At 36.1% G+C, this 26,273-nt stretch carries 22 protein-coding genes; 2 read left to right on the top strand and 20 right to left on the bottom strand.

Going from position 1 to position 26,273, the window contains the following annotated elements:
- Positions 1 to 69: 69 nt before the first annotated feature.
- The 7 genes from C8269_RS05890 to C8269_RS05920 all read right to left on the bottom strand — a co-directional run bounded on the left by C8269_RS05890 (position 70) and on the right by C8269_RS05920 (position 8,554).
- The gene (locus tag C8269_RS05890; RefSeq protein ID WP_106460793.1) at positions 70 to 1,992 is read right to left on the bottom strand and encodes an FtsX-like permease family protein; all 1,923 of its coding nucleotides are present in this window, start codon (positions 1,990 to 1,992) and stop codon (positions 70 to 72) included.
- The gene (locus C8269_RS05895) at positions 1,979 to 2,737 is read right to left on the bottom strand and encodes an ABC transporter ATP-binding protein (protein ID WP_234025839.1); all 759 of its coding nucleotides are present in this window, start codon (positions 2,735 to 2,737) and stop codon (positions 1,979 to 1,981) included. The genes C8269_RS05890 and C8269_RS05895 overlap by 14 nt, the downstream gene beginning before the upstream one ends.
- An 80-nt stretch (positions 2,738 to 2,817) precedes the next feature.
- On the bottom strand, positions 2,818 to 3,765 hold the full coding sequence (locus C8269_RS05900) for a sensor histidine kinase (protein ID WP_106460795.1): 948 nt from the start codon (positions 3,763 to 3,765) through the stop codon (positions 2,818 to 2,820).
- Positions 3,758 to 4,426, bottom strand: coding sequence for a response regulator transcription factor (locus C8269_RS05905; protein ID WP_106460796.1), 669 nt, complete (start codon positions 4,424 to 4,426; stop codon positions 3,758 to 3,760). The genes C8269_RS05900 and C8269_RS05905 overlap by 8 nt, the downstream gene beginning before the upstream one ends.
- 63 nt (positions 4,427 to 4,489) lie before the next feature.
- Positions 4,490 to 6,358, bottom strand: a complete 1,869-nt coding sequence (locus tag C8269_RS05910) for an ABC transporter ATP-binding protein (protein ID WP_106460797.1) — start codon at positions 6,356 to 6,358, stop codon at positions 4,490 to 4,492.
- Entirely contained in the window at positions 6,351 to 8,114 is a 1,764-nt protein-coding gene (locus tag C8269_RS05915; RefSeq protein ID WP_106460798.1) for an ABC transporter ATP-binding protein, read from the bottom strand. Before C8269_RS05915 ends, C8269_RS05910 begins: the two co-directional genes overlap by 8 nt.
- The gene (locus tag C8269_RS05920; RefSeq protein WP_106460799.1) at positions 8,114 to 8,554 is read right to left on the bottom strand and encodes a MarR family winged helix-turn-helix transcriptional regulator; all 441 of its coding nucleotides are present in this window, start codon (positions 8,552 to 8,554) and stop codon (positions 8,114 to 8,116) included. Before C8269_RS05920 ends, C8269_RS05915 begins: the two co-directional genes overlap by 1 nt.
- 130 nt (positions 8,555 to 8,684) lie before the next feature.
- Here C8269_RS05920 and C8269_RS05925 point away from each other — a divergent pair, with 130 nt between their 5' ends.
- On the top strand, positions 8,685 to 9,590 hold the full coding sequence (locus C8269_RS05925; protein ID WP_106460800.1) for an AAA family ATPase: 906 nt from the start codon (positions 8,685 to 8,687) through the stop codon (positions 9,588 to 9,590).
- The gene (locus C8269_RS05930; protein WP_106460801.1) at positions 9,583 to 11,313 is read left to right on the top strand and encodes a hypothetical protein; all 1,731 of its coding nucleotides are present in this window, start codon (positions 9,583 to 9,585) and stop codon (positions 11,311 to 11,313) included. The genes C8269_RS05925 and C8269_RS05930 overlap by 8 nt, the downstream gene beginning before the upstream one ends.
- Before the next feature lie 62 nt (positions 11,314 to 11,375).
- Here C8269_RS05930 and murJ read toward each other — a convergent pair whose 3' ends face one another.
- The 13 genes from murJ to C8269_RS05995 all read right to left on the bottom strand — a co-directional run bounded on the left by murJ (position 11,376) and on the right by C8269_RS05995 (position 26,138).
- Positions 11,376 to 12,947: a murein biosynthesis integral membrane protein MurJ gene (gene murJ / locus C8269_RS05935; protein WP_106460802.1), complete on the bottom strand. Its 1,572-nt coding sequence runs from the start codon at positions 12,945 to 12,947 to the stop codon at positions 11,376 to 11,378.
- Positions 12,948 to 13,011: 64 nt separating this feature from the next.
- Entirely contained in the window at positions 13,012 to 14,670 is a 1,659-nt protein-coding gene (locus tag C8269_RS05940) for an amino acid ABC transporter ATP-binding/permease protein (protein ID WP_106460803.1), read from the bottom strand.
- Positions 14,660 to 16,402 (bottom strand): ABC transporter ATP-binding protein/permease, encoded by a 1,743-nt coding sequence (locus tag C8269_RS05945; protein WP_106460804.1) that lies wholly within the window; start codon positions 16,400 to 16,402, stop codon positions 14,660 to 14,662. The genes C8269_RS05940 and C8269_RS05945 overlap by 11 nt, the downstream gene beginning before the upstream one ends.
- Before the next feature lie 185 nt (positions 16,403 to 16,587).
- Positions 16,588 to 18,126 (bottom strand): 4Fe-4S dicluster domain-containing protein, encoded by a 1,539-nt coding sequence (locus C8269_RS05950; protein ID WP_106460805.1) that lies wholly within the window; start codon positions 18,124 to 18,126, stop codon positions 16,588 to 16,590.
- 22 nt (positions 18,127 to 18,148) lie between these two features.
- A complete protein-coding gene (locus C8269_RS05955; RefSeq protein WP_106460806.1) occupies positions 18,149 to 18,457 on the bottom strand; it encodes a hypothetical protein in 309 nt (102 codons plus the stop codon).
- A 75-nt stretch (positions 18,458 to 18,532) separates the two neighbouring features.
- Complete coding sequence (locus C8269_RS05960) at positions 18,533 to 19,837, bottom strand: sensor histidine kinase (RefSeq protein WP_106460807.1); 1,305 nt, start codon at positions 19,835 to 19,837, stop codon at positions 18,533 to 18,535.
- Positions 19,834 to 20,493 (bottom strand): response regulator transcription factor, encoded by a 660-nt coding sequence (locus tag C8269_RS05965; protein ID WP_106460808.1) that lies wholly within the window; start codon positions 20,491 to 20,493, stop codon positions 19,834 to 19,836. Before C8269_RS05965 ends, C8269_RS05960 begins: the two co-directional genes overlap by 4 nt.
- The gene (locus C8269_RS05970; protein ID WP_106461137.1) at positions 20,494 to 21,111 is read right to left on the bottom strand and encodes a PhoU domain-containing protein; all 618 of its coding nucleotides are present in this window, start codon (positions 21,109 to 21,111) and stop codon (positions 20,494 to 20,496) included.
- A gap of 4 nt (positions 21,112 to 21,115) precedes the next feature.
- Positions 21,116 to 21,871: a phosphate ABC transporter ATP-binding protein PstB gene (gene pstB, locus C8269_RS05975; RefSeq protein WP_234025861.1), complete on the bottom strand. Its 756-nt coding sequence runs from the start codon at positions 21,869 to 21,871 to the stop codon at positions 21,116 to 21,118.
- Positions 21,872 to 21,984: 113 nt separating this feature from the next.
- Entirely contained in the window at positions 21,985 to 22,800 is an 816-nt protein-coding gene (gene pstA / locus C8269_RS05980) for a phosphate ABC transporter permease PstA (RefSeq protein WP_106460810.1), read from the bottom strand.
- 8 nt (positions 22,801 to 22,808) lie between these two features.
- Positions 22,809 to 23,672 carry a phosphate ABC transporter permease subunit PstC gene (gene pstC, locus C8269_RS05985; RefSeq protein WP_106460811.1) on the bottom strand — a complete coding sequence of 288 codons (864 nt, stop codon included), beginning with the start codon at positions 23,670 to 23,672 and terminating at the stop codon, positions 22,809 to 22,811.
- Position 23,673: 1 nt separating this feature from the next.
- A complete protein-coding gene (locus tag C8269_RS05990; RefSeq protein WP_106460812.1) occupies positions 23,674 to 24,612 on the bottom strand; it encodes a substrate-binding domain-containing protein in 939 nt (312 codons plus the stop codon).
- A gap of 140 nt (positions 24,613 to 24,752) precedes the next feature.
- Positions 24,753 to 26,138 carry a uracil-xanthine permease family protein gene (locus C8269_RS05995; protein ID WP_106460813.1) on the bottom strand — a complete coding sequence of 462 codons (1,386 nt, stop codon included), beginning with the start codon at positions 26,136 to 26,138 and terminating at the stop codon, positions 24,753 to 24,755.
- Between the last annotated feature and the right edge of the window lie 135 nt (positions 26,139 to 26,273).

A 26,273-nucleotide genomic window follows, 5' to 3' on the forward strand; every position in this document is an offset into this window, starting at 1 on the left:
TCCTCTTTGGTCAAGAAAACACTTAAAATAAAGATTCAAATAAAAAATCGACTCGAAAGAGCCGAAATTTTATGAGATTAACTTGTAGTATTCCCTGCTGCTGAATTTGTAATAAATGAGATACAAAAAAGCAAATATTACAAAACCTATTATAAAGGAAGTAATTTTTATAGATTCATTGACAGATCCTAGCATGACAAATATTTTTGAAATCATCCTAAAGGCAAAAGCTACATGGACGCCTGCTACTATTAGCGGTAGGAAGAAAAATACCAGAACTTGCTTATCTATAGTTTTCTTAATTTTTCCTTCGCCAATGCCAAGTTTTCTTAGGCTTTGATATTTATTCTTGTCAGCAAAGCCCTCTTGGATTTGTTTGTAGTAAATTATAAGGCCAGTTGCAACCATAAAAATCAATCCCAAAAATATACCTACAAAAAATATTGCCCCGTAGAGTTTGTAGCCTTCCAAGACAAAATCATCATGAAAGCCTATGCCAAATTCATTTTGGACATCCTTAGTTTTTTTCTTAAAAATCGCCATATCCTCATCGCTTAGGTCAAAATTATAGACATGGACTATTTTATTTTCATCTATGCTTAAATTTTTGTCTAAATTTTTAACTATTAAATAATAAAAATCAAACATATAGGACACTATTGAAGTATTTCCAGAATTTTTATATGGGAAATCTTTAATATCTGACTTTTTCCTTAATTTTTGGCCATTTATATCAAGTTTTGAAAGATTAGCCAACTTAGGAGCTTTATAGAGTAAAAACTCTCCATCTTTTAAAGAAGATGCTTCTGGTATTGATTCGTCTAAGACTTCTACCAGTATTCCCATAGCCTTATCATCCATTGCATTTGGGTTTGCAAAGGCATAGCCTTCTCTCCTGGCCTTAAAGGTATCTCCATCTTTTTCAAAGGTAAGAGGCATATTTTTGTAATCTTGAATATTTCTTGCCTCTAGATTATTGTCTCTGATAATTTTTTTAACCTGGTCTATAGAATACTCATCTACAGAAGCAAGTCCCACATCTCTAGGATATTGCCTAGATCCCACATCCTCAACACTCCTATAAAGAGCTATGGCTGAGGATAATAAAATAATAGCAGCTGTGGACATGATTGTAATTGATCCAAGGCCCTTGGCATTTGACCTTAATCTAAAAATAAGGCTTGAAACTGAGATGAATTTTTCAGTCTTGTAATAAGATTTGGAAGCCTTCATCAATTTTAATATCACTATAGAAAGTGAAGAAAAAAGGAAAAATGTTCCTATCATTACAAGGACAACTGCCAAGAAAAAGTAGGCAAGAGCCTTTAAAGGATTATTTATAGTTTGGGCTATAAAATATCCCGAACCAAGCAAAACCATTGCGACAATTGCACTTAGGACCATACCCCTTGGTCTCTTGAAGGTCTTTTCTTCCTTAAATAAGTCTAGGATTGATTTTCTTTTTATTTTTATAATCCTGGTCAATAAAATTAGTAGGGAGATCCCTGCAAAAACCAAAAAACTAATTATATAGGCATCTTTTGCAAAACTTAGGTAGAAATTCCCTTCCATTAGCATAAGCTTCAAAAAAATTGTTTCTAGCAATTTATATATGACTGTAGCAGATATTATACCAATTAAATATCCCAAGGCTGATATGATCAAGGATTCTAAAGCCAAAATTTTTGAAAGATGTTTTTTATCAAGGCCTAAAATCGCATAGAGGGAGATTTCCTTAAGTCTTTTATTTAATAAAAATCCATCTGAATAATATAAAAATATCAGAGAAAAAATCCCCATTACATAAATAGCAATTTTCAATATATAATAAATGCTAGACATGGCGTAAAAATCTTTTAAAGTATCGGCATTCATTAAAAGCAAAATCGAAGTCATTGAAAACACCATAAAGGCATAAATCAAAATATATGGAAGATAGACTTCTCTATTTTTTCTAATCCCATCTAGGGCAAGGCGCTTAGTGAGTTTCATTTTTGGCCGCCCTTAAAAAGTTTAATGAATCTGAAATCCTCTTATAAAACTTATCTCTGCTGTCATCTGCATTATAAATTTCATTAAAAATCTTCCCATCCCTTATAAATAAAACTCTTTTGGCAAAGGATGCCGCAATATTTGAGTGGGTCACCATGAGAATTGTATTTCCCTCAGCATTTATTTTTTCAAAATATTTGAGCAAGTCTTCGCTAGAAGATGAATCTAATTGACCAGTAGGCTCATCTGCTAGAATTATCTTAGGATTGATAATTAAGGCCCTCGCCACAGCCACCCTTTGCTTTTGTCCGCCAGATATTTCTGCTGGATACTTATTTAAAAGGTCAGCAATTCCCAGCTTACTTACAATAGGCTTAAGCTTATGATCAAAATTATCTGGATTTTCTTCCCTTAACACAAGGGGCAAGAGGATATTTTCCCTCACATCAAAATTATCTAAAAGATTAAAATCTTGAAAGATATAGCCAAAATTATCCCTCCTAAAATCAGACTTTTCTTTATCAGATAAGGATAGAATTTCCTTGTCATCAAGGAAAATTTGTCCGCTCGTTTCCTTATCAATAAGGGAAATGATATTTAAAAGTGTGGTCTTACCTGATCCAGACTCGCCCATGATGGCTAGGAAGTCACCATCTTCGACTTTCAAATTCACATCCTTTAGGGCAGTCACTGCATTTGCTGAATTTTCCTTATAAATTTTTCTTAAGTTTTTTATTTCTAACATATTTTCACCTCTCATAATATAATTATAAAGGCTAGATAAAAATAAGTCCCTTTGTTTATCTTACAAAGAGACCTTTTATCTTACAATTTTGTAAGCTTATCAAATTTTATGGCAATTTTTGTATAAGAGCCCTCCTTGGAATCTATACTTACGGATAGGTTTAAATCCTTGCCAATTGATTTTACTAGATAAAGGCCAAGGCCAGTTGACGAACCAAAGGCCCTGCCATTTTCGCCAGTATAACCCATTTCAAAGACCCTTGCCAAGTCGCTCTTCTTGATGCCAATCCCATTGTCCTCTATGATTAAGCTATCATCTTCAAAATATATTTTAATCTTACCAGCATCCCTGGAGTATTTGAGGGAATTATTTATAAGCTGGCTTATGATAAAACTAAGCCACTTGCCATCTGTAATGGTCTTATAGGATAAATCTCCCAAGTCAAGGCTAATATTTTTGCTGATAAAGTAATAAGACTTATCCTTTATAATATTTTTAACCAAGGGTTCGATAAGAACTTCCTTAAAGATATAGTCATTTGTCTTTGAAGAAAATCTCACAAATCCCAAAAGTATATCAAGATAGGCTTCCATCCTCTTATTATTTTTAATAAGCAGGTCAATATCAGGATTATCCTCGGCTAGGATTAACCTATTCTCAGCCAGGGGTGTTTTTATTTCATGAATCCAAAGGGAGTAGAAATTTTTAGTTGCTTCTTCCATATCCTTATAATCGATTAAGAGGTCCTTGTATTTTTCATCCAGAAATCTGTACTCATCTGCAATTAGCTGGACCTTGTGATCCAAATTTTTAGACTTTAGAATTTTTCCAAAATTATTTTCCTTTTCTCTTTGACTATCATATAAAAGAAAAAGCAAAAGGATGAAAATATTTATTATTAACCCATAAATAATTACAAATCTTTCTAAGCCAAAGGCTAAAAATATTAGGCTGTAGATGAAAGTTATAATTGCAAAAAATATCAAAAGCCTTTTATTTTCTCTAATCGCACACTTAAAATTAAACATAATAACCCTTACCAACCTTGGTTTTTATAAAATCTTTGACCCCCAGGCTTTCTAAGGATTTTCTAAGCCTTGAGATATTTACCGTTAGGGTGTTGTCATCTATAAATATATCTGTAGACCAAAGGGCTGTCATTAGCTTATCCCTGGATATGACCTTGCCATCATTTACCATGAGGGTCTCGAGGATTTTGAATTCATTTTTGGATAGGTCGATAGACTTGCCTTCAAAGCTTGCCTGCATGGATTTTATATCTAAGATAAGGCCGTCTTTTTCAGATTTATCAGATTCTTGCTTATAATCATAGGTCCTTCTTAAGAGGGCCTTGACCTTGGCTGTCAAAAGTTCTACTTCAAAGGGTTTGGTCACAAAATCATCTGCCCCCATCTCCATTGCCATAATTTTATTCATGGTATCTTCCTTTGAGGATAAGAAAATTATTGGGACATTGGATATATCTCTGATTTTCCTGGTCCAATGGTAGCCATCAAAATATGGCAAGCCTATGTCCATGACTACAAGGGAAGGATTCTCTTCCTTAAAAAGATCAAAGACCCTTTCAAAATCTTCTACCAAGACCACCTCATAGCCCCATTTTTCAAAGTCTTTTTTTAAAGAGCTTGCTATTATCTGGCTGTCATCTACTATTAATATCTTAAACATAGGCCCTCCTTTATTTTATTATAACACAAAACCTCCCAATCTGAGATTGAGAGGCCTATATTTTTAGTCAAGTTCTAGCCTACCTGTGTATAATTGCCAGTAGGTTCCCTTTTCTTTTATTAACTTGTCGTGGTTGCCACGTTCTATTATCCTACCTGAATCCATTACCATGATTACATCAGAGTTTTGGATGGTGGATAGCCTGTGGGCTATGACTATGGAGGTTGATCCTGTCATAAGATTATCCATGGCTTCTGTTACATCCCTTTCTGTGGATGTATCAATTGATGAGGTCGCCTCATCTAAAATTAGCATTGGTGGTTCTGCAAGGGCTGCCCTTGAGATTGATATTAATTGGTTTTGACCATCTGAAAGTGATGAACCGTCGCCATTTATCTCTGCCTGGTACCTATCAGGAAGTCTCTTGATGAAGGAATCTGCACCTGAAAGCTTGGCTGATAATTTTATGTCACTTTCACTTGCATCTAGCCTTCCATATCTGATATTTTTCTCAATTGTATCTGTAAAGAGGTTTACATCTTGAAGAACCATTCCAAAGGCACGCCTTAAGTGGTCTTTTTTGATATCTCTAGTATCTATCCCATCTACTTCTATAGAGCCATTGTCTATTTCATAAAATCTGGTGATGACATTGGTTATGGTTGTCTTACCAGCACCGGTTGAGCCTACAAAGGCAATTTTTTCACCTGGATCTGCGTAGAAGGAAATGTCCTTTAGGATTTGGTTTTTACCATCATAGGAGAAGTCTACATTTTTAAATTCTAGCCTACCCTCAAGCATCTTGTAGTGTTTCTTCTCTCCATCATCCCACATCCAGGCATAGCGACCTGTTAGCTTATCAGATTCTTCTATTGAACCATCTGCCTTTTGATAGGCATTGACTAGCTCTATAAAGCCAGTGTCTTTTTCTATTGGCATGTCAATTATTTCAAAAATTCTATCAGCACCTGCCATGGCTTGGAAGACCATGTTGGCCTGTTGGCTGACATTTACTATTGGGTTTTGGATTTGTCTGATATTTGATAAAAATGCTGCAAGAACACCTACTGTGAGGTCTCCCTGAATAGTGAAATATACACCCAGAACAGTAATTGCCGCATAGAGGATATTTACCATATTTATCAAAAATGGCATCATCCTACCTGCATAGGTATTGGCCCTGGCAAAGGCTGACCTTACATTTTCACTTTTATCATAAAAATCATCAAAGGCCTTCTCTTCCCTAGAAAATACCTTTACTACCTTTTGACCAGATAGGGTTTCTTCTGAAAAACCGTGTAAAGTAGACACATTCGCCTGGCCCTCGCCGAAGCTTTTGGCTGACTTAAGAACTATCTTTGATAGGATTGGTATCATTACCAAAAGGCCTAAAAATAGGGTAAAGGTCAAGCCAAAGCTTAGTTTAAACATGACAAGTATTGTACCTGTAAACATGATTGTAGCCCTAACTATGGTTGGAACTGTATTTGCAAGTGCCTGGCTTAGAACATCTGTGTCGTTGGTAAATCTTGACATAATCTCGCCGTGTTGGTTGGAGTCAAAGAAATTTATTGGCATTTTTTGAATTTTTTCAAATAATTCTTCCCTTATATTTCTTATTGACCTTTCCCCTATCCTTACCATAAGTCGTGAATAGATAAAGGATGTGGCTGCTGATACAAAATAAATTGCACCCATTTGTAGGCAGGCTATCTTTAGCCCATCTAAATCTGCCTTTAAGATGTAAGAGTCAATGATTGGCTGGAGCATATTTACTCCCCAAATTTGAGTAAGGGCTGATACTATTACGCAGACTACTATCAAAAACATCTGCCACTTGTATTCAAAAAGGTAGGATAAAAGTCTAGCTATTGATGAAAACGAAATATTTCTTCTATATGATTTGCCATTCATCTTGTGACTATTATTCATTAGCTCCACCTCCTTGTTGTTGGATATCATAGGTATCCCTATAGGTCTTGTTATTTGCGTAAAGCTCTTCGTGGCTGCCTATAGCTTCAATCTTTCCTTCATTCATCACTATAATCCTATCAACATATTTAAAGGAAGATACCCTTTGAGATATGATAAGCTTTGTAAGATCCTTGTTAAACTTGTTGATCCCATCGATGATCGCTGACTCTGTCTTGGTATCTACTGCTGATGTAGAGTTATCAAGGATTAGAATCTTAGGATTTTTAAGAAGGGCTCTGGCTATGGTTAGCCTTTGTCTTTGGCCACCAGATACACCGACTCCTCCTTGGCCTAGAACCGAATCATAGCCATCGTGACGTTCTTTGACAAAGCCATCAGCCTGGGCAATCTTGCTTGCCTCAATAATCTCTCCTAGGTTTGCTGACTCATCTCCCCATCTTAGGTTATCTGCAATAGTTCCTGAAAATAGGGTGTTTTTCTGGAGAACTATTGCTACATCATCCCTTAAGGTTTTGAGGTCATAATCTTTAACATCATGGCCACCTACCTTAAGCGATCCGCAAGAAATATCATAAAGCCTAGGTATAAGCTGAACTAGGGTTGATTTTGATGAACCGGTTGATCCCAAAATCCCTACAGACTCACCACTTTTTATGTGAAGATTTACATCTTCTAATTGGTATTGGTCTGAATCTTTTTCATATTTAAAGCATACATCTGTAAAGTCAATTGACCCATCTTCTAGTTTTAGGCCTTCGATTTTTTGACTATTATCCATTGAAGGCTTCCTGTCAATAACTTCTACAACCCTAGTAATGCCAGGAGAAGCTCCCATGAAGGTAGTAAGAACCATGGACATGCCTATAAAGGCGCCTAGAAGCATTGTCGCATACATATTAAAGGAAACCAAGTCGCCTACCCCAAGTCTGCCTTCTATAATCTCAATTCCTCCAAAGTAGGTAATGGCTACGAAGGTTGCAAATAAGATTACATTGGCAATTGGAAATAGATATGACATTGGTCCTTGAGATCCATCTGCGTATTCAAACATCTTTTCATTTTGGATCATGAACTTGTCAATTTCGTATCTTTTCCTCACAAAGGCCTTGATAACCCTAGAGTTGTTAAGATTTTCTTCTATGACTAAGTTTAATTTATCATATTGGAATCTTGCCTTCCTAAACTTAGGTATAGCAAAGCTTGCAAGGCCCATAAGCATGGCAAATAAAATTGGCACAGCCACTAAAAATATCAAAGATAATTTAAGCGATGCATTTAGGGCCAAAACAAAAGAAACTACCGCCATTGCCACAGTCTTAATGACAAATCTTGTCGACATAAACATGGACATGGCTATTTGTTGAACATCTGATGATAGTCTTGTAAGTAGGGATGGGACCCCAAAATAATCTATATCCTCAAAAGAAAATCTTTGGATATTTTCAAATTGAGCCAGACGGGCATTGTGACCCATGCCTGATGATGAAATTCCGGCGTTTTTTGTAGCCTTCATACCAAAAAACATTGTCAAAAGAGCTGCTATGACCATCAAGATTCCATACTTAATAGCCATTCCCAAGTCCTTGCCCTGAACAGCATTATTAAGGGTAAGGGCCATAAGGTATGGAATAAGTAGCTCAAGTATAGTCTCTAAAATTGTAAAAATCCTAGAAAGATTTCGATTTTTCTTGTACTCTCCCAGGTATTTCTTGATATAAGAAAAGGACCTGTTAAATTCTTTTATAGATTCCATTAATCCTCCTTTTTAAAATCTTCCTTGATTGTGCTAATCAAAAGCTTAAGAGCATCTTTTATCTCTCTAACCTTCTCATCGCCCAATCTCTGTTTCATTCTAACATTTGATTCATTGATCGGTTTTAATCTCTCATCCCTATTTTTCTTGCCCTTTTCAGTAAGCCTTAGGATTCTGATTCTCTTGTCAACTTCATCCGGGATTAGGTCTATTAGACCGTCCTCCCTTAGATTTTTGATGATATTGTTGACTGTTTGCTTGGGAGCACTCAGCCTTTCAGATATATCCTTTTGGGTAGGATTTTCCATAAAGCCTATGTGGATTAGGACGATAGTCTCAAGGTCATTTAAGCCATAGACCTTTGCCCTCTCCTTATTTAGGCCATTGGCACATCTTAGCAAAGAAAAAATATAGAATATGGGTTCTTTTTCAAAATTCATACTCCCTCTTTCTCTAAAGTAAATAAACAATTTTAATTTATCTATATTTATTATAGTACTATTTGGGACTAAGTCAAGAAGATAAGTCGAAAATTAAATTTTTTTATGTATAATATTTTAGAGGTGTAAAATGATAGATTATTTAAAAGACCAGGGCATAAATGATAACTTAATTGCCCAATTAGAAAAATATAGAAAAGAAAATGGCCTTGATGATTCTGATAGGGTCATTAAGCCAGAATATAAATATTATGGAAAAGAAGTCTTAGAAGAGGCAATTGCAGCCCTTCTTGCAGGCAAAAATATCCTCCTTACAGGAGCTAAGGCTACAGGAAAAAATGTCCTTGCGGCCAACCTTTCCTATTTATTTAAAAGGCCAGCCTATGATATTTCCTTCCACGTCAATACAGACTTTGCTTCCCTTATCGGGGCTGATACCTTTAAGGATGGTGAGGTCAAATTTAGGAAGGGTCCTATCTTTGAGGCAGCCCTAAATGGTGGTTTTGCAATATTAGATGAGATTAATATGGCTAAAAACGAGGCCATTTCAGTCCTCCACGCAAGTCTTGACCACAGGAGGATTATCGAAATTTCTGGTTTTGATAAGATAAAGCTTGATCCAAATACCAGATTTATAGGGACAATGAACTACGGCTATGTAGGCACTCGTGAATTAAATGAAGCCCTTGCTTCTAGGTTTATGATTATAAATGTGCCAAACATCAGCGAGTCTAACCTTGATAAGCTCCTTACAGATAATTTCCCAAAATTAAAAGAAAAATACCGCAAGGCCTTTATTGATGTCTTTATATCTTTACAAACAAAGAGCGAAAATAACGAGATATCAACCAAGCCAGTCGACCTAAGAGGACTAATCGGAGCAATCGAGATAATGAGAGTGGGACTCAATCCATATAAGGCGATCATGATGGGTCTTGTAAATAAGTCCTTTGATGCCTTTGAAAGGGAGATAGTCCTTGATGCTATCAAAACAAAAATACCTGAATCAATAGATGAGAGTGTCTTTGATGAATGAAAATTATGAAAAAATAAGAGAGTACAACATAATATGGGACTTTGCGGATGATTACAAATTCATCCCCAAAAAATCCTATCCTATGGATCAAGTCTATAAAAATATGACAACAGGCTTTATCATAAAGACCTTTGATTTTGATATGCTTGATTCTTTCTTTGCTTATTTAAGAGATGAAAATCCCTTCTATGAGGAATTTTCCTATATAACAAATCTCTTACTTGAGGATATAGCCTTTAAAAGTCTTAAAGATTCTAATTTAGTAATAGAAAAGTTCAGAAAAACCTACGCAAGTAAAATCCTACGCAAATACCGCTACCATGAGGCAGATGACCTAAAAGAACAAATTGAAAAGGCCTACTATGGCAAGGTCCTAGGCAAGCCAATCACAGAAGGATCCCTTTTTAGAAATATTTACAATGAGATTTTTAAAATCTATACACTAGATACGGCAGACCTTATTGATAAATTAAATAAGGTCTTTAAGACATATTTTGCCTTTGAAAGATCAGAAGAAAACCAGGCCCTCCTTAATGAAATGATCAAGGATAAGGAGCCTAAGGATTTTAAATCTTCTAAAAAGGATGAAGAAAAGGCAGATTTTTCTGATGAATTTATCAAGGATCAATTTAACATAGGTTCTGCAGAATTTACAGGCAATATCTACCTGGAAGATAAGAAAAAGGACAATGACAGGCACCTTATCCTCTTAAATGCTGATAAGGAAGGCTACCACACAAGTGATGAATTTATAGAAGACTTCTACGGCAAAAGCATCTACCCAGAAGCTAAGGTCAGAGCCCTAGAAGAAAAAGTAGCCAAGGGAGTCCATGCTGGCAAGAGCCTTTATTTTACAAAAGGAATCTACAAGGATAGCCCAAATGCCAGGTTTTATAAGAAAAATAGGGATGAAGTTTACGAAAAAAACAAGGCATATATAGAAAAAAACCTAGCAATTAACAACCGTTCGATTAAGGAACTTGCCCAGACTATAAAAAATTCTATAGCTAATTATGAAGATTTTTCAGAAATTTCTAAATCCTACGGCATGGTTGATTCTACCAAGGCCTGGAGGGCATCCGTCCTAAAGGATTTTAATATCTTTGACAATATGGAAAATGACGATGTATCCAGTTTTAAGGTGGATTTGCTCCTAGATTCATCGGCCAGTCAAAATAAAAGACAAGAGATAATAGCCAACCAAGCCTACATCATAGAAAATGCCATGGATGAGGTAGGAATTCCAATTAGGGTCATGTCTTATTCGACCCTAAGAGATCACACAGTCTTTAATATTTTTAGGGACTATAATGAAAAACACAAAAACAATGAGATTTATAAATACTTTGCCTCAGGATCAAATAGGGATGGCCTAGCCTTTAAGCTTTTAAATGAGCTAATAGATAAGACTAAGGACAATGAAAAGCACATCCTAATAATCCTTTCAGATGGCAAACCAAACGATGAAAAGGCAAATATAAATACAGTTAAGCTCCTTCAAAAAAACCAATATGTGGGAGAACTTGCCGTAAATGACACAGCCAAGGAGATTAGAAATATCAAAAACGATGAAGTATCAGTCCTTGGAGTCTTTACCGGCGAAGATGAAGATTTAGAAAATGCCAAGCTAATCTATGGGGCAGATTTTTGCAAGATAAGTAGCCTAGAAAACTTCTCTAAGGTCGTATCAATCTTTATAAAAAATACAATAATGAAAATGTAAAAAGAGCTAGGGCCTAGCTTTCCAAGAGTTAATCTCAGGAAAGCTAAGGCTTTAGCTCTTTTTTAATATCTTTGTTTTCTTTTTTTCTTTGCTACTCTTTTTTCTTTTTCCCTTCTTCCAAATATCTTATGATAAATGTGATTTACAAGGTCCATAACTTCAGGAATCCTAGCAAGTAATATAAGCAAAACATAAACAAATCCTGCCACAATAATTGCCCCAAAAAGAGCTATTATATGGCTTATTTTGCCTGCAAGTCCTGAATAGGTAAGCATGGCAAGAGATGCCATTATGCATGTAGCAAGGATAATCTTACCTAAAGATATGGCAGCCTGTCTAAAGTTAAAGGCCCCAAAATTGTCCCTAAACTTATAAAGCATAAAGGCTGATCCTATGGCAGTTGATAAAACTGTGGCATAGGCAAGTCCCTCTAGATCAAAAAACTTAATTAGTATAAAGTTTAGGATAATATTTAAAAATTGTTGCATAACTACAATTATAACCGGTGTCTTACTATCGCCAACCGCATAAAATCCTCTATCCACCACATCTGACAAAGATTGGAAAATTATATAAGGTGAGTAGGCTGTAAGCAAACTTGCAACTATGGCTGTATCATCGCTTGTAAAGGCATTTCTTTCAAAAACAAGCTCTATTATTGGTCTAGATAGAACCATCATCCCGATTGTAGCAGGTATTACTAGACTCATAGTAGTGACAACTGCAGATGATATTTCCCCCTTCATCTGCTCAAACTCACCAGCTTGGCCAAGGCTTGCAATCTTTGGAAAGATAGCTGTAGTTACAGAAACTGTAATTACACCTGTAATTAGGGTAAGCATGGTCTTTGAGTAAAATAGCTTTGATATGGCAGCCTTGCCAAAAAAGGCTGAAGCCATTGAGTTATCTGCAATTATAGAAAGCTCGCCTGCCGCAGATGATATTATAATCGGAATTGATATGAGCATTAAGCTTCTTACATATTTATTATGAATATCAAATGTTCTCTTATGCTCATAACCTGCATCTTTCGCAGCCTTTGGAAATAGGATATACTGGAGGACATTTCCCAAAAGCGCCCCTATAATCAAAAGGTAAGGATTGCCAGTAATACCGGTTAGGATGGTGAAAATTATTATAATCACATTCATCAATATACCGGTTATGGCTGGGTCAAAGAAATTACCCTTTAGGTTCAGATATCCCCTAAAGACTGCTGAATAAAGGTAAGCAAAGACTGCAAACATCATTATCCTGGTGTAATTTGTGGCAAGATCTAGCCACTCTCCCTCTAGGGATGGGCTTAAAATTTTTGAAAATGGTCTTGCAAAAATTATACCAAGGACTACTGCAACAAGGCCAAATCTCATCAAAATATTGAAAATATTTGATGTAAATTCCTCAGCGGCCGCTTCGCCCTCCTCATTTTTTGCCTTGTTATATATTGGTATGAAACCTGAAATAATACCGACTGCCACAAAGTTTGCTGCAACTACTGGCAGGGTATTGGCTGTTGTGTAAATGCTTTTTAGATCACTGGCTCCGATAAAGGATGCCATTACAGCCTCTCTAACAAAGCCAAAGACTTTGGAGACTATAGTTATGATCATAAGCATGAGTGTTGTTTGTCCCATAAGAACCTCTCTTTATATCATATGTGTTATTATATCATTTAAGCTTATAAAGGACAAATATATGCTAAGATTTCCTCATTGACTCTATTTTTATTTTTTCATCTGCAATTGATAAGCTAGATAGGTTATGGCTTACCAGAAGGATGGTCTTATTCTTACTAGCCTTTTTGATTGACTTAAGTATTGTCGCCTCGTTTAAGATATCAAGATTAGATGTCGGTTCGTCAAAGAGCATAAGGTCTGCATCATGGAGAAAGGCCCTAGCTATGCCAATTCTTTGCCTTTCTCCAGCTGAAAAGCTATCTCCAAGCTCTCCTGCCAAACTGTCATAGCCATCAGGGAGAGATTCTATAAATTCATGGATTGAGGCTTTTTTAGCAGCTTGTATAATCTCTTCATCACTTGCCCCAATTTTTCCAATTCTTATATTATCTTTAAGGCTGATATTGAATATATAAGTATCTTGACCCAAGAGAGCTTGCATTTGCCTTAAGTTTTTGCTTGGGATATTTTGTATATTTTCTTCATTTATTTCTATCTTTCCAGAATCAACATCCCAAAATCTCATCAATAACCTAAGTAGAGTTGACTTACCTGAGCCGCTTTTACCATATATAGCCAAAATTTTATTTTTAGGTATATCCAAAGATAAGCCTTCTATAATTTTTTCATCCTTGTAAGCAAAGGAAATATCAGAAATACTTGCGCTTTCAAATTTTTCCATGTCTAAATATCCTTCGACTTCTTTTACAAGGGGCTCTTCTTCTAAGAGGTCTAAAATCCTATCACCACTAGCAAGGGTGTGGGATAAGATATTGCCTAGATTTGATAGGGCTACAAAAGGTCCAAAGCTTGAAAACATAGCAAGGACTGGAATAACAACTCCCTTTATGTCTATGATTTTATTTTGAAATAGGTAGACTGATAAAATTAACATCAAAAAGCTAAAAACTAAGATCAAAGCCCCTATCATAGCTTCTGATTTTGATTTTAATATATCGAGTTTGTTGGCAGTTTTTCTTAGAGACCTGGATTTATTTCTTAGGGTCTTTAGCTTAGAATCCCTAAGGTCAAATTGCTTTACTTCGTCTATATTTCTAATTGTTTCAAGAACAAAGGAATTTAAGTCTCCATTTTTATTTCTTAGATTAAGCCCTAGTTCAGAATTTTTTCTACTAATAAAATATGGACAAAGAACGCCAAGACTTAGGTAGGCCATTAAGGCAAGGAGGGCTTGGTAGATTGAAAAGCTCCCTATAAATATTTCCATAAATATCATATACAAAATCGCTATGGCTATTGGGGAAATGGTGTGGGCATAGAATACCTCCAAAAGCTCTATATCTGATGTAATTAGGCTTATAAGATTGCCCCTATCCTTGCCTGATAGTTTTGCAGGCGCCAGGCTTCTCATTTTCTTAAAAACTAAGTGCCTTATCTTTGCCAAAATTTTAAAGGCCAGGTAATGGTTGGCGTATTGCTCTATATAGTGGAAAATCCCCCTTAAGATTGCTATGGCAAACATTAGCTTGATAAAGAAAATATTCCTACCATCATTATTTATATTAGCTAAAAGACCGTAGCCTGCAAAAATCGTGATAAAACTTGCACACAAATGACCAAGCGTTCCAATAAAGGCTGCTATAAGCATATATATTTTTAGGTCCCCTACAAGGCCAATCATATTTTTCATGACCACAAGGCCGTTTCTTCTATTTTTCATTTCCTACCCCCATAGCGTAAGAGCAAAGCTCTTCTTGCTTATCAAAGATATTTTTATAAGGCTCACAAGACCTATAAAGACTTTCATGGTCACCACTTGCCTTAATTTCTCCATCTTCGAGAAAATAAATTATATCGCTATCTACAAGATTTATAAGCTTGTGTGAGATGATAAGGACTGATTTTTCCTCGGCAAGCTTTCTTATCACTTTCATTATCTCTCTTTCATTTTCCCCATCTATATTGCTTGTTGCCTCATCAAAGATATATAACTTAGCCTTAAAAAGTAGAGCCCTAGCAAGGGCTAGTCTTTGCCTTTGACCTCCTGATAGGTTTGAAGCTTCTTCTAAAATAGGAGTATCAAGACCTGAAAGGCCTTCAAAAAATTCATACAGGTTTACTTTTTTAAGAGCACCTATCATATCTTCATCACTTAAAGCAGAATTCGCTATAGATAAATTTTCCCTGACACTTCCCTTAAAAAGTCTTGCATTAAAGTCTATATTTACAATGTTTTTATTGAGATCTCCAGGAAAATAGGAAGTTTTTTCTATATCATTTAGTAGAATTTCCCCACTATAAGTAAGCTTTGAATCTTTTATTAGCCTAGCTATGGTAGATTTTCCAGAACCACTTACTCCAACTAGACTTGTTAGCTGATTTGGCCTTATATCAAAACTTACATCATCCAAAATTCTCCTCTTATCATCATAAGAAAAACTCACATTTTTAAAAGATATACCAAGCTTTTCTTCCTTTATTATTTCTTTGCCAACTTCCTCGCTATCGCTATCTATAAGGGCCATCAGCTTATTAGAAGCTGCTATACCATTCATAGCTATATGGAAAAATGACCCTAACAACCTAAGAGGTAGGAAAAATTCTGCCGCTAGTAGGATTATAAAAGTAAGACCAAATATATTTATAGAATTTTTTGAAAATTCCAAGATAGCAATGCCAATGCCTGCAGCTGTCCCACCATATGCTATTATATCCATTATGGATGTGGAATTAAGCTGCATGAGTAGGACTTTCATGGTAGCCTTCCTAAATTTTTCTGCAAAGTCATCCATCAAATTTTGTCTAGACTCATCTGCATCATAGATTTTTAATTCGGTAAGGCCTTCTAGGTTTTCTAGAAAAATATCGGCTAAGTTGGTATAAGATGTCCAGTAAGAACCTAATAATTTTTTGGCTATCTTTTGTACCAGAATTATTGATACGGGAATAAGTGGCAGGCACAAAATCATGCAAATAGCTGCATCTATGCTTATGTATCCTATAAATATAAAGATAATAAAAGCAGCTAGGAAGCTATAATAAAGTTGAGGTAAGTAGGATGTAAAATATATTTCTAGCTGGTCTACTCCCTCTACAGATAATTGTAAAAGCGATGATGTTGATAGTTTATCCCTATAATTTATCCTATCATACATCATTTTCTCAAAAATTATCTTTCTCATCTTCTCTTTTATGGCCTTAGTAGAAATAAAGGCTATGCGGCTTGCCATATATTGACTAAAAAGTTTTATAGATATGAGCAAAAATCCAAATAAAACTATTTGCCAAAGAGATATTTCTTCTAGACTGTTTCTTAAAAGACAGGAAAGAGTCTGGCTAAAGATTGAGACTATTCCGATTTGCATAAGCAAGGACAAGATTCTAAAAAATAAATTCCAATAGAGGTATTTTTTTGATCCTTGCAAGATTTTCATAAGTTTTTTATTGATCATATGCTTTCCTTTATATATTGAATTACAAGGTTCTTTAAATATCGAACATTGTTCATTTTTATTTTATCATATTTTTTGAAAGCCTGCAATTGATTTTCACTATCAGATTTTTTAACGAATTTTAAATCTTACCAATAAAAAAGACAAGCAAAGTTAATGTCTTTGCCTGTCATTTATAATAATTTTTAGTCTTCTTTTGTTACTTGTAGTTTGCTATCATCTGGCCTATCTTCAGCTGGGATATTGGTATTGTCTGCTGGAGATTTGAAGATTGATTCTTTAGAGAAGGCTAAAACTGCCTTGCCGCTCTTTCTATCGTCAACTACTGTACCAGGACCGCCTACACAGCCTCCCATACAAGCCATTCCTTCGATTAGCTTGCCATTCATCTTGCCAAGTTTAGCCATTCTTGCCAGTTTGACACAGTCAGCCAGACCTTCTGCATTTTCCATTTCTACTTTTACATCAGGATCTATTTCGTGGATTCTTTTTTCAACTGCCTTAGCTACTCCACCGCTTACTGCGTAGTATCTACCTGTTTCTGAAGCATCCATGATTTCATCTTCTACTTCTATCTCAGCTGGCTCAATACCTTTAGCAAGGAGCATTCCTAGAAGCTCTTCGTAGGTTATTACAAAGTCTATTACCTCAGCTACTTCTGGTTCTAGGGCTTCAAGCTTTTTAGAAATACATGGTCCTATGAATACTACTTCACAGTTTGGATCACGTTTTTTCATTTGCTTACCTGAGTAGATCATTGGTGTTGATGATTCTGAAATCTTGTCGTTAATGTCTGGGAAGTTCTTCCTTACCATAAGTTTCCAAGAGAAGCAGCATGATGTACCCATAAATGGAATCTTGCCTGTTGGTACAGATTCTAAGAATTCGTGTGCTTCGTTCATGGTTGTAAGGTCAGCACCAAGTCCTACTTCTATCATATCATCAAAGCCTAGCATTTTAACAGCTTCTCTAATTTGTTTTGGGCTTACATTTGCTCCAAATTGGCCAACAAAGGAAGGAGCTACTATAGCATATACTTTTCTATCTGATTGGAGAGATTTTATTAATTGGTAAATTTCTCCCTTATCTGAGATGGCACCAAATGGGCAGGTTATGATACATCTACCACAAGCTACACACTTATCTTCATCTATTGATGCACGGCCTAGTTCGTCTGATTTGATTGCCTTAACACCACAAGATTCTGCACAAGGTCTCTTTTGGTGGTTGATTGCATTATATGGACAAGCATCCACGCACTTGCCGCATTTGATACACTTATCTTGGTCAATTACAGCACCCTTTGCTGAATAGCTGACTGCGTTTTTAGGGCAGACATTTACACATGGGTGGCCTATACAAGCGTGGCATTGGTCTGTAACTGTTACCTTATTTTCTGGACAAGCTTCGCAGGCGATTTTGATAACTTGTACTAAAGGTGGGTGGTAGATTCTTCTGTCGACATCCATTCCATCTAGGCCTGCTGTTATGGCTTCTGTCTTGTCAGCTGTTCTTGCATCAAGACCTATACACATCCTTAGTCTCTCGCCCATTACAGCTCTTTCTCTAAAGATATTTTCCCTGTAAGATGCTTCCTCACCTGGAAGTATGTTATAAACTTCTAGTCCAATATCTGTTAATGGCCTATTTTCGTAGGCAATTTTTGCAACTGCCTCAAAAGCCATCCTTCTTATGTTTAATATATCTATGTACGATTCTTTCATTATTACCTCAACTACTTATTTTTTACTTATTCTTTGCTTTTTTCTTAGCCTGCCTATCAACATTGATAGTGCTATACATCTTATCCATCAATACTTCTGGTTTTGCTTTTGTTATGTATTCGTCATCAATTTTGACAATTGGTGATAGTCTTTTTGAATCTTCAACTTCATCCATTATGTTTGCGTAGATTATTTCAATCTCTGGAGCATTACCTAGATCATCTACTTCGTAAGCAACTTCCACATCCCTTTTTACTATTTCAGCTGAATCATGTAAATATTCATTGCCGTGGGCAGTACACCTAGCACATGAGCATATAGTTACCTTCATTTTATTCTCCTTTTTTATATAGTCCTACTATGATTGTAACAAATTTAACATAATATTTCAATATGGATTTGCATTTTATTCTAAATTTATATTGATGATAAAGATAGAACCCTCTCCCAGAGTGCTTTCTAGACTTATATCCATTTCTAAATAATCTGCTATATGTTTGACTATAGATAGGCCAAGGCCAGTTGATTTTACCTTCCTATCCCTAGACTTATCTACCACATAAAATCTTTCAAAGACTCTTTTGATGTCAGAATTTGCAATCCCTATTCCTGTGTCCCTTATACAAAGCTTTATAGAGCTTGCTTCAAGAAGAGAATATATTTCTATTTCTCCGCCTTCCTTATTATATTTGATGGCATTTTCGTAAATATTTGATAAAAGGTCGACAAATAGAGATTTCTGGCTATAAATTTTAAAATTATCTAGGCGGTTTATTACTTTTATGCCCTTTTTATCAGATGCATGGGCAAATTTTTTGATTATTGTATCCATTTCATCTTTTAAATCTATCGGACTCTTGCTTAGTTCAAAATCTCTCTCATCTAGCCTTGATATTTTTAGGATATCATCAATTATTTCTAAGAGTCTATTGCCTTCTTCATAAATAATCTGAGCAAATTCTCTTATGTCTTTATCCTTGGCTAGGCCTGTAGCAATTAGCTCTGCGTAGCCATTTATTGATGTAAGTGGGCTTTTTAGTTCGTGGGTGACATTGCCAGAAAATTCCCTTCTCATTAGCTCTGCCTTCCTAGTTTCCGAATAATCTATGACTATTACTACAAAGCCCATCTTCCAGTCCTCGTTTATCGGGTCTATAAATAATTTTAGATGGTAATTATTTACGTCTATAGATAGGGATCTGGACTTAGATGTAAGCTTTACTTCCCTTACGGCAAGGAGGTATTCTTTTTTGTTGATTAGATTTTCTAGATGGACACTCTCATCCTTATTTAGGAAGGTTTTGGCAGATTCATTCATCATATCTACCTTGCCCTTGCTATCAAAAATGATAAATCCTTCTTCCATGTTTGATGTCATAGCCTTAAGCTGGTCAATCTTTCTTTCTAGCATGGAAACTCTTTTTTCTAGTCTAACATTTTTATTTAATAAATTTCTATAAATCTTGCCCACATCTTCAAAATCATCGCCTATGTCTTTGAAATCGTAATATTTATTGAAATCACTGACCTTGCTTGCATAGCTATCAAGTTTTTTATCTATAAAGAGGTGCGAACTAATTAAAATTGCAAGACTTCCTAGATAAAATATTAAGATATTTATGTAATCTTTGCTATATAAAGCTACAACCACAGCTAGGATGCTAGCTATGGTTGCTGATGTGATTAGGGATTTTTTAGTTAACTTTTTCATATTTCTCCAAATTTATAACCGAGATTTCTTACTGTCTTTATATATTTTCCCGCATCCTTTAGCTTGCTTCTTAAGCTTGCTATATGGACATCTACGGTTCTTGTTTCTCCTTGATAGTCATAGCCCCAGATTTTTATTAGAAAATCATCCCTGGTTATGACATTACTTAAGTTGTTCATAAATAAATTTAGCATTTCAAATTCTTTGTAGGTTAGGTCAATTTTTTCCCCATCGACCTTGACCGTACGTTTTTTTGTGTTAATGCTTATGTTTTTGTAGTTGATATGGTCGGTATCTTTCTTGTTTGACCTTCTTAGGACTGCCTTGACCCTACTTAAAAGTTCTAGGATTGAAAAAGGCTTACTTATATAGTCATCTGCCCCACTTTCTAGGCCTAGGACCTTGTCAAATTCATCGGTCTTGGCTGTAAGGATTATTACTGGCAGGTCAGAAAATTCTCTTATTTCCTTTAAAATTTCTATCCCGTCCTTGCCTGGCAGCATTAGGTCAAGAAGTAATAAATCGCAAGGCTTATCCCTTATGATATCTACTATATCGATTCCATCCTCAAAGGTCTTTAGCTCATAGCCCTTCTCGCCCAGGGCGTAGGCTACTAAATTTCTTATTGCCTTGTCATCTTCAACTACATATATCATTTATAACCTCGTTGCTAATTCTGCTACTCTTCTTAGCCTATCTCCTAATCTTTCAAAGTATTTGAATAAGAGGATTTTATTTGATAATTCCACCGCTCCTATCTTATCGTCTTTGTTTAGTTTTGCTGTATAATTTATAGCATCTACAAATAATTTGTTGTTTATTTGGTCTTTTTCTATGGTTTTATGGGCTAGGTCCTTATCATCATTTACAAAAGCATTCATAGAATCAAGAGCCATTTTCTTTTCATTGGCTATGAATTCTTTTAAAAAGTTTGCCTCTTGATCTGTTAGGTCGTATTCTTTCAGGATGGTAGCTGCCGATGTGAGATGGCTTGCTATTCTTTTTTGACTTGAGGCAAGTTTTATCTCCATTTGCAAAAACCTTAAATCGCTTGCTACCGGTTGCTGGAGGGCAAGGAGCTCAAAGCAGAAATTTTCTACCCCGCTTGCTCCCCTTCTAATATCATCGTAAAGCTCTATTACATGGTCTAAATTTTCTTTATTCTTGCTTTCCAAATATAGGTCAAATCTATCATAGGATATTAATATTAGCTGGTTGACCTTGCTTGACATTTCCTTGATTGAGTCTAGGTCATTTATAAATCTGCTTCTCATCATATCATCCAAACCTTCCTGTGATATAATCTTCGGTCCTCTTATCAGATGGGTTTTCAAAGATTTTTTTGGTATCATCCATCTCTATGACTTCTCCTGTTAGGAAGAAGGCTGTTTGGTCAGAAATCCTTGCTGCCTGCTGCATGTTGTGAGTTACTATTACTATAGTGTACTTTTCTTTTAGCTGATCCATCAGCTCTTCTATAGCTGCTGTTGATATAGGATCTAGGGCACTTGTTGGCTCATCCATTAGGATTATTTCAGGATTTACTGATAGGGTTCTTGCTATACATATCCTTTGCTGTTGTCCACCTGACAGTGATAGGGCATTTTGCTTAAGCTTATCCTTTACCTCATCCCAAATTGCTGCAGACTTTAGAGATTTTTCTACGATTTCATCAAGACTGTCCTTATCCCTGATTCCACTTATTTTTGGCCCGTATGTTATATTGTCATAGATTGATTTTGAAAAAGGGTTTGGTGATTGGAAGACCATTCCTACATTTCTACGAAGGGAGACAACATCCACATCTTTTTTGTAAATATCCTGCCCCTCTATTTCTATTAAACCTTCTATTTTACACGAATCAACAAGGTCATTCATCCTATTAAAGCATTTTAGGGTTGTAGACTTGCCACAGCCAGAGGGGCCTATAAAGGCTGTTACCTTGCCTTTTTTGATATCCATATTTATATTTTTTAAGGCCATGAAGTCGTCATACCATAGCTTTAGGTCCTTTACAAGGATTGATGTGCTCATGTCCTCGACTACTCTTTCCTTAAAGATTTTTTTGTTTGATTTTTTTATATCTTTTAGCTCTTGGTCTATATTTTTTTCAAGAGACTTTTCTTTTTTATTCTCCATTTTTTCTCCTAAGCTTTGACTATTTTCTTGCTTATTTTTGCAGATAGGAAGTTTATTATCACTACAAAAACAAGTAGTAGGACCGCTGTGGCATAGGCTTCTTTTACATGAAATCCCTCACTTGATAGGACATACATGTGCACTGCCATAGTTCTTGCTGAGTCAAATAAACTTTTTGGTATTTCTGGGTGGGTTCCCATGGTATAGATTAGGGCTGCAGATTCTCCTACTATTCTTCCTGTGGATAGGAAGATTCCCCCTAGGATTCCGTCCATGGCATCTGGAAGTGTTACCTTAAAGATGGTCTGAATTTTTGTCGCTCCTAGAGCTAGGGATGCGTGGGCCTTTTGAGGGTTTACTGTAAGAATTGCCTCTTCTGTGGTCCTTATGATTGTAGGTAGGACCATGATGGCTACTGTCAAACATCCTGCAAGGAGAGAATATTTCATTCCAAGTCCAAGTCCTGTTCTTGTTACAAAAAATAGGTAGCCAAACAAGCCATAGACTATAGATGGGATTGATGATAGGATTTCTGTTGAAAACCTAACTGCCTTTATTAAAAATTTGTTTTTTGCGTAATTTGATAGGTAGATGGCTGTAAAAATTCCTACTGGTAGGGATACGATTAGGGTTAGAAGGATTGTCATCAGGGTTGCTATCAAGGAAGGCATGATTGAGACATTTTCTGATGTGTATTTCAGAGAGAAAAGTCCCGGCGATATATTAGGTATGCCTTCAAATAGGATATAGGCGATGATGATTCCCGATACAGCATAGCCTATGGTTGTTAGGGTCATGATTAGACCTTTAAATAATTTACTCATCTTAGCTCCTAAAATTTGCTTTCTGTTTTATTTCTTATGATATTAAAAAGTATGTTTATGATCAGGATAAAGCAGAAGAGGACCATTCCTGTAGCTATTAGGGCCTGCCTATGCATTCCTGATGCATAACCCATCTCTAGTACTATGTTTGTTGTTAGAGTTCTTGCTCCCTTTAGGAGAGATGTTGGCATCATCGGTTGGTTGCCTATGACTAGGTAGACTGCCATGGTTTCCCCTATAGCCCTGCCTATGGCAAGGATTATGGATGAAAATATTCCTGATTTGGCATATGGCACTAGGACCTTGGCAATGGTCTCTTCCTTGCTTGCTCCAAGGGCAAGGGATCCTGTCATAAAGGTCTTTGGCACCTGCCTTAGAGAGTTTTCTGAGATATTTACCATAGTCGGTAAGACCATGATGGCAAGGAGGAGGGATGCTGTGAGCATGTTCATACCACTTTTTACTCCAAATATATCCTTAACTAAAGGCACTAGGACCATCATTGCAAAGAAACCATATACTACTGATGGGATTGCTGCCATGAGGTTGATGAGTGACTTGAGCGAGCCGTATGATTTTTTGGCATAATAGGCCATAAAGATTGATATGGCTAGGCCAAAGGGTACTGCTATTAATGTTGATACTAAGGTTACGATAAGAGATCCTACTATCATTGGTTTTATACCAAATTTTGGATTGCCTGCAGTTGGTTTCCAAGTTGAGCCTGTGATGAATTTTAAAAGTCCGTATTCATTTACAAACTTCATACCCTCAGAAAATATGAAGAATATGATAAGTAAGATAAGAAATACGGACATTACTGCAGACAAGAGGAAAATTATCTCGCCGATTTTTTCCCTTATCTTTTCCATTTTACTTTCCTAATTCGCTTGTATTTGTGATTTCGCCCTTAAAGATTTGCTTTAATTGGTCTATGGTCAAATCTTCAAGCTTACTGTCTTTATTTACTATTACGGCTATACCATCTGTGGCTATTACCTCCACGGCTAGCTTGTCTTTTTCTTCATCTTTTAGTTCACGAGATGCCATTGCTATGTCAGCTGCCCCATCTATTACTGCTTCGATTCCTGCAGATGATCCAGTTGATTGGATTTCGATGTTGGCTTCTGGATTTAGTTCCTTATATTTTTCTACCATTTTTTCCATAAGTGGGGTTACTGAGGTAGAACCTGCTACTGTGAGTGTTCCCTTAGAACCACTTGCCTGGTATTTTTCAGAATCCTTAAGTGGGACATAGCCTTCTTCTAGGCTTAGGGCTTGGGCATCTTCGCTTATTACAAATTTAAGGAAGTCTTTGGCAAGGTCTGATAATTCAGCTTCTTTGTAGGCAAGGTTAAATGGTCTAGAAATCTTATATTCGCCAGAAGCTATGTTTTCTTCTGTAGCCTCGACTCCTTCTACCATAACAGCCTTAACTGTATCATTTAGAGAACCTAATGAGATATAGCCAATTGCTCCTTCATCGCCAGCTACTGTTTGCATAACAGCATTGGTAGAGTTTTGAACTACTGCGGCTTGGGTTGTCATGTCTTCTTTCTCGCCGTCTACTTCTTCTTCAAGGCCGACTAGCTCTATGAAGGCACCCCTTGTACCTGAACCATCTTCTCTAGAAACTACAGTAAATTCATAATCAGCTGCATCTGTCTTGCTTGCTGCTTCTTCCTTTGCTGGTTTCTCTGTAGCTGTTTCTGTTTTTGTTTCTTCTTTTGCCTGATCACCATTTCCGCATCCTGCAAGGATAAGACCTAGTGAAAGTGTTGCTGCTAAAATTTTTTTATTTGTAATTTTCATTTTTAACTCCTTAAAAGTTTTTCTTTCGATATCTATAATACTAGGCCAATACTAAATCCGTTTTAAGGTTATGTAAAATCTATGTAAAATCTAAAAATCCCCACAAAAAAAGACCATTTTACTGGTCTCTTTTAAAAAATTTAGCCTTCTAAGACTTCTTCAAGAGTTGATCCTTGCTTCTTATCTTCTTCCTTTTCTGGAATCATTACATTCATCAAAATAGCAGTAAGGGCTGCAAGGACAACTGGTGATACCCCTATGGCATTTTTAAGGGCTTCTGGCATGAAGCTTACACCTGCCTGGTCAGCTGTTGTAACTATAGTTGTAAAACCAAATCCAATTGCAATTGCAATACCTACTATAGAAGTATTTCTAACTGTAAGTGGTTGTTCAGTTATCATCCTGATACCATTCATAGTAATGGCAGCAAAGACTGAAAGTGTTGCACCGCCTACTACTGGGGCTGGAATTGTTGTAAGTAGGGATGATATTTTTGGCATAAAGCCTGCTATAAGTATTATTAGGCCTGCTTGGAAAAATACCTTCCTATTTATAACCTTGTTTACTGAAACAATACCAGCATTTTGTGAAAATGTAGCTGTTGGAAGACATCCTATAAAGGCACCTATAACATTTGCCACACCAAAACCTACAATTCCTCCCCTAAGCTCATCATCTGTTGGGTTTCTATCCATTCCTCCGATGGTGGTTGATGACATATCTCCAATTCCTTCTATACATGTAACCATAAAGATGATTACAAAGGAAATTATGGCTGATGGTTCAAATTTTATGCCAAAGTGAAGTGGTGCTGCTACTGATAACCAACCTGCTTCCCTAACTGGTGATAGGTCTACCATATCAAAGAAAAATGCTATGATATAGCCAACAACCATGGCAAATAGTACTGAAGCAAGTTTAGTAATGCCCTTGCCAAAGTGGTTAAGACCAACATTTACAAGAAGGGTGATTATACCAACAAGCCAATATTGCCATGCTCCCCAACCTGGGGCCATAACTGATCCTGCTCCACCCATATTTGTAATAGCAACTGGATATAGGGTAAGGCCTATAGCCAAAACTACAGTTCCTGATACAAGAGGTGGGAAAAATGGTGTTATATATTTGAGGGCAAGACCGAACACTATAGAAACAATAGCTCCTATTAATTGACTTCCTAAAACTACGGCCACAATTCCTTCTGGACCTAGTGATTCAAATTGACCACAAAGGGCAATCATGGTTGGTACATATGGGAAGGCTACACCATAAATCATAGGTAATTTACTACCCAAAATCCCTATTGGATAAAGCATCAAAAATGAAGTGAGGGCTGATCCTATAAGGGCCATCTGTACAAGTATAATGCTATCAGCGTGACTTAGGCCTGCTGCATCAGCAAAGATCAAAGCAGGTGCTACACAACCTGCAATCATTGCGATTACGTGTTGTAAAGCTAGTGGGAAGGCTTCTTTGAAAGAAACTTTGCCTTCAAATTGAAACAATTCTTTAAATTTACTTTCCATTTTCTCTCCTATTTTATTTTGGACAAAGAAAAAGCCACCTACAGGTGACAAGCTTATTCATTTATCCTAGTTCTTTTTTTGAAATGGCTAGTATAAGTATGTATAAATCAAAAAATTTATTTCTACCATTTCTAG

This window comes from Anaerococcus sp. Marseille-P3915, from assembly GCF_900258475.1.
Classification (GTDB): Bacteria; Bacillota; Clostridia; order Tissierellales; family Peptoniphilaceae; genus Anaerococcus; species Anaerococcus kampingae.

Coding starts and splice junctions, on each gene's coding strand:
- C8269_RS05945 (WP_106460804.1), bottom strand. CDS start 16,402: ATGATCAATAAAAAACTTATGAAAATCTTGCAAGGATCAAAAAAATAC.
- C8269_RS05890 (WP_106460793.1), bottom strand. CDS start 1,992: ATGAAACTCACTAAGCGCCTTGCCCTAGATGGGATTAGAAAAAATAGA.
- C8269_RS05930 (WP_106460801.1), top strand. CDS start 9,583: ATGAATGAAAATTATGAAAAAATAAGAGAGTACAACATAATATGGGAC.
- C8269_RS05990 (WP_106460812.1), bottom strand. CDS start 24,612: ATGAAAATTACAAATAAAAAAATTTTAGCAGCAACACTTTCACTAGGT.
- C8269_RS05965 (WP_106460808.1), bottom strand. CDS start 20,493: ATGATATATGTAGTTGAAGATGACAAGGCAATAAGAAATTTAGTAGCC.
- C8269_RS05955 (WP_106460806.1), bottom strand. CDS start 18,457: ATGAAGGTAACTATATGCTCATGTGCTAGGTGTACTGCCCACGGCAAT.
- C8269_RS05915 (WP_106460798.1), bottom strand. CDS start 8,114: ATGGAATCTATAAAAGAATTTAACAGGTCCTTTTCTTATATCAAGAAA.
- C8269_RS05920 (WP_106460799.1), bottom strand. CDS start 8,554: ATGAATTTTGAAAAAGAACCCATATTCTATATTTTTTCTTTGCTAAGA.
- C8269_RS05905 (WP_106460796.1), bottom strand. CDS start 4,426: ATGTTTAAGATATTAATAGTAGATGACAGCCAGATAATAGCAAGCTCT.
- C8269_RS05970 (WP_106461137.1), bottom strand. CDS start 21,111: ATGAGAAGCAGATTTATAAATGACCTAGACTCAATCAAGGAAATGTCA.
- C8269_RS05960 (WP_106460807.1), bottom strand. CDS start 19,837: ATGAAAAAGTTAACTAAAAAATCCCTAATCACATCAGCAACCATAGCT.
- murJ (WP_106460802.1), bottom strand. CDS start 12,947: ATGGGACAAACAACACTCATGCTTATGATCATAACTATAGTCTCCAAA.
- pstC (WP_106460811.1), bottom strand. CDS start 23,672: ATGGAAAAGATAAGGGAAAAAATCGGCGAGATAATTTTCCTCTTGTCT.
- C8269_RS05900 (WP_106460795.1), bottom strand. CDS start 3,765: ATGTTTAATTTTAAGTGTGCGATTAGAGAAAATAAAAGGCTTTTGATA.
- C8269_RS05925 (WP_106460800.1), top strand. CDS start 8,685: ATGATAGATTATTTAAAAGACCAGGGCATAAATGATAACTTAATTGCC.
- C8269_RS05895 (WP_234025839.1), bottom strand. CDS start 2,737: ATGTTAGAAATAAAAAACTTAAGAAAAATTTATAAGGAAAATTCAGCA.
- C8269_RS05940 (WP_106460803.1), bottom strand. CDS start 14,670: ATGAAAAATAGAAGAAACGGCCTTGTGGTCATGAAAAATATGATTGGC.
- C8269_RS05910 (WP_106460797.1), bottom strand. CDS start 6,358: ATGAATAATAGTCACAAGATGAATGGCAAATCATATAGAAGAAATATT.
- C8269_RS05950 (WP_106460805.1), bottom strand. CDS start 18,126: ATGAAAGAATCGTACATAGATATATTAAACATAAGAAGGATGGCTTTT.
- pstA (WP_106460810.1), bottom strand. CDS start 22,800: ATGAGTAAATTATTTAAAGGTCTAATCATGACCCTAACAACCATAGGC.
- C8269_RS05995 (WP_106460813.1), bottom strand. CDS start 26,138: ATGGAAAGTAAATTTAAAGAATTGTTTCAATTTGAAGGCAAAGTTTCT.
- pstB (WP_234025861.1), bottom strand. CDS start 21,871: ATGAGCACATCAATCCTTGTAAAGGACCTAAAGCTATGGTATGACGAC.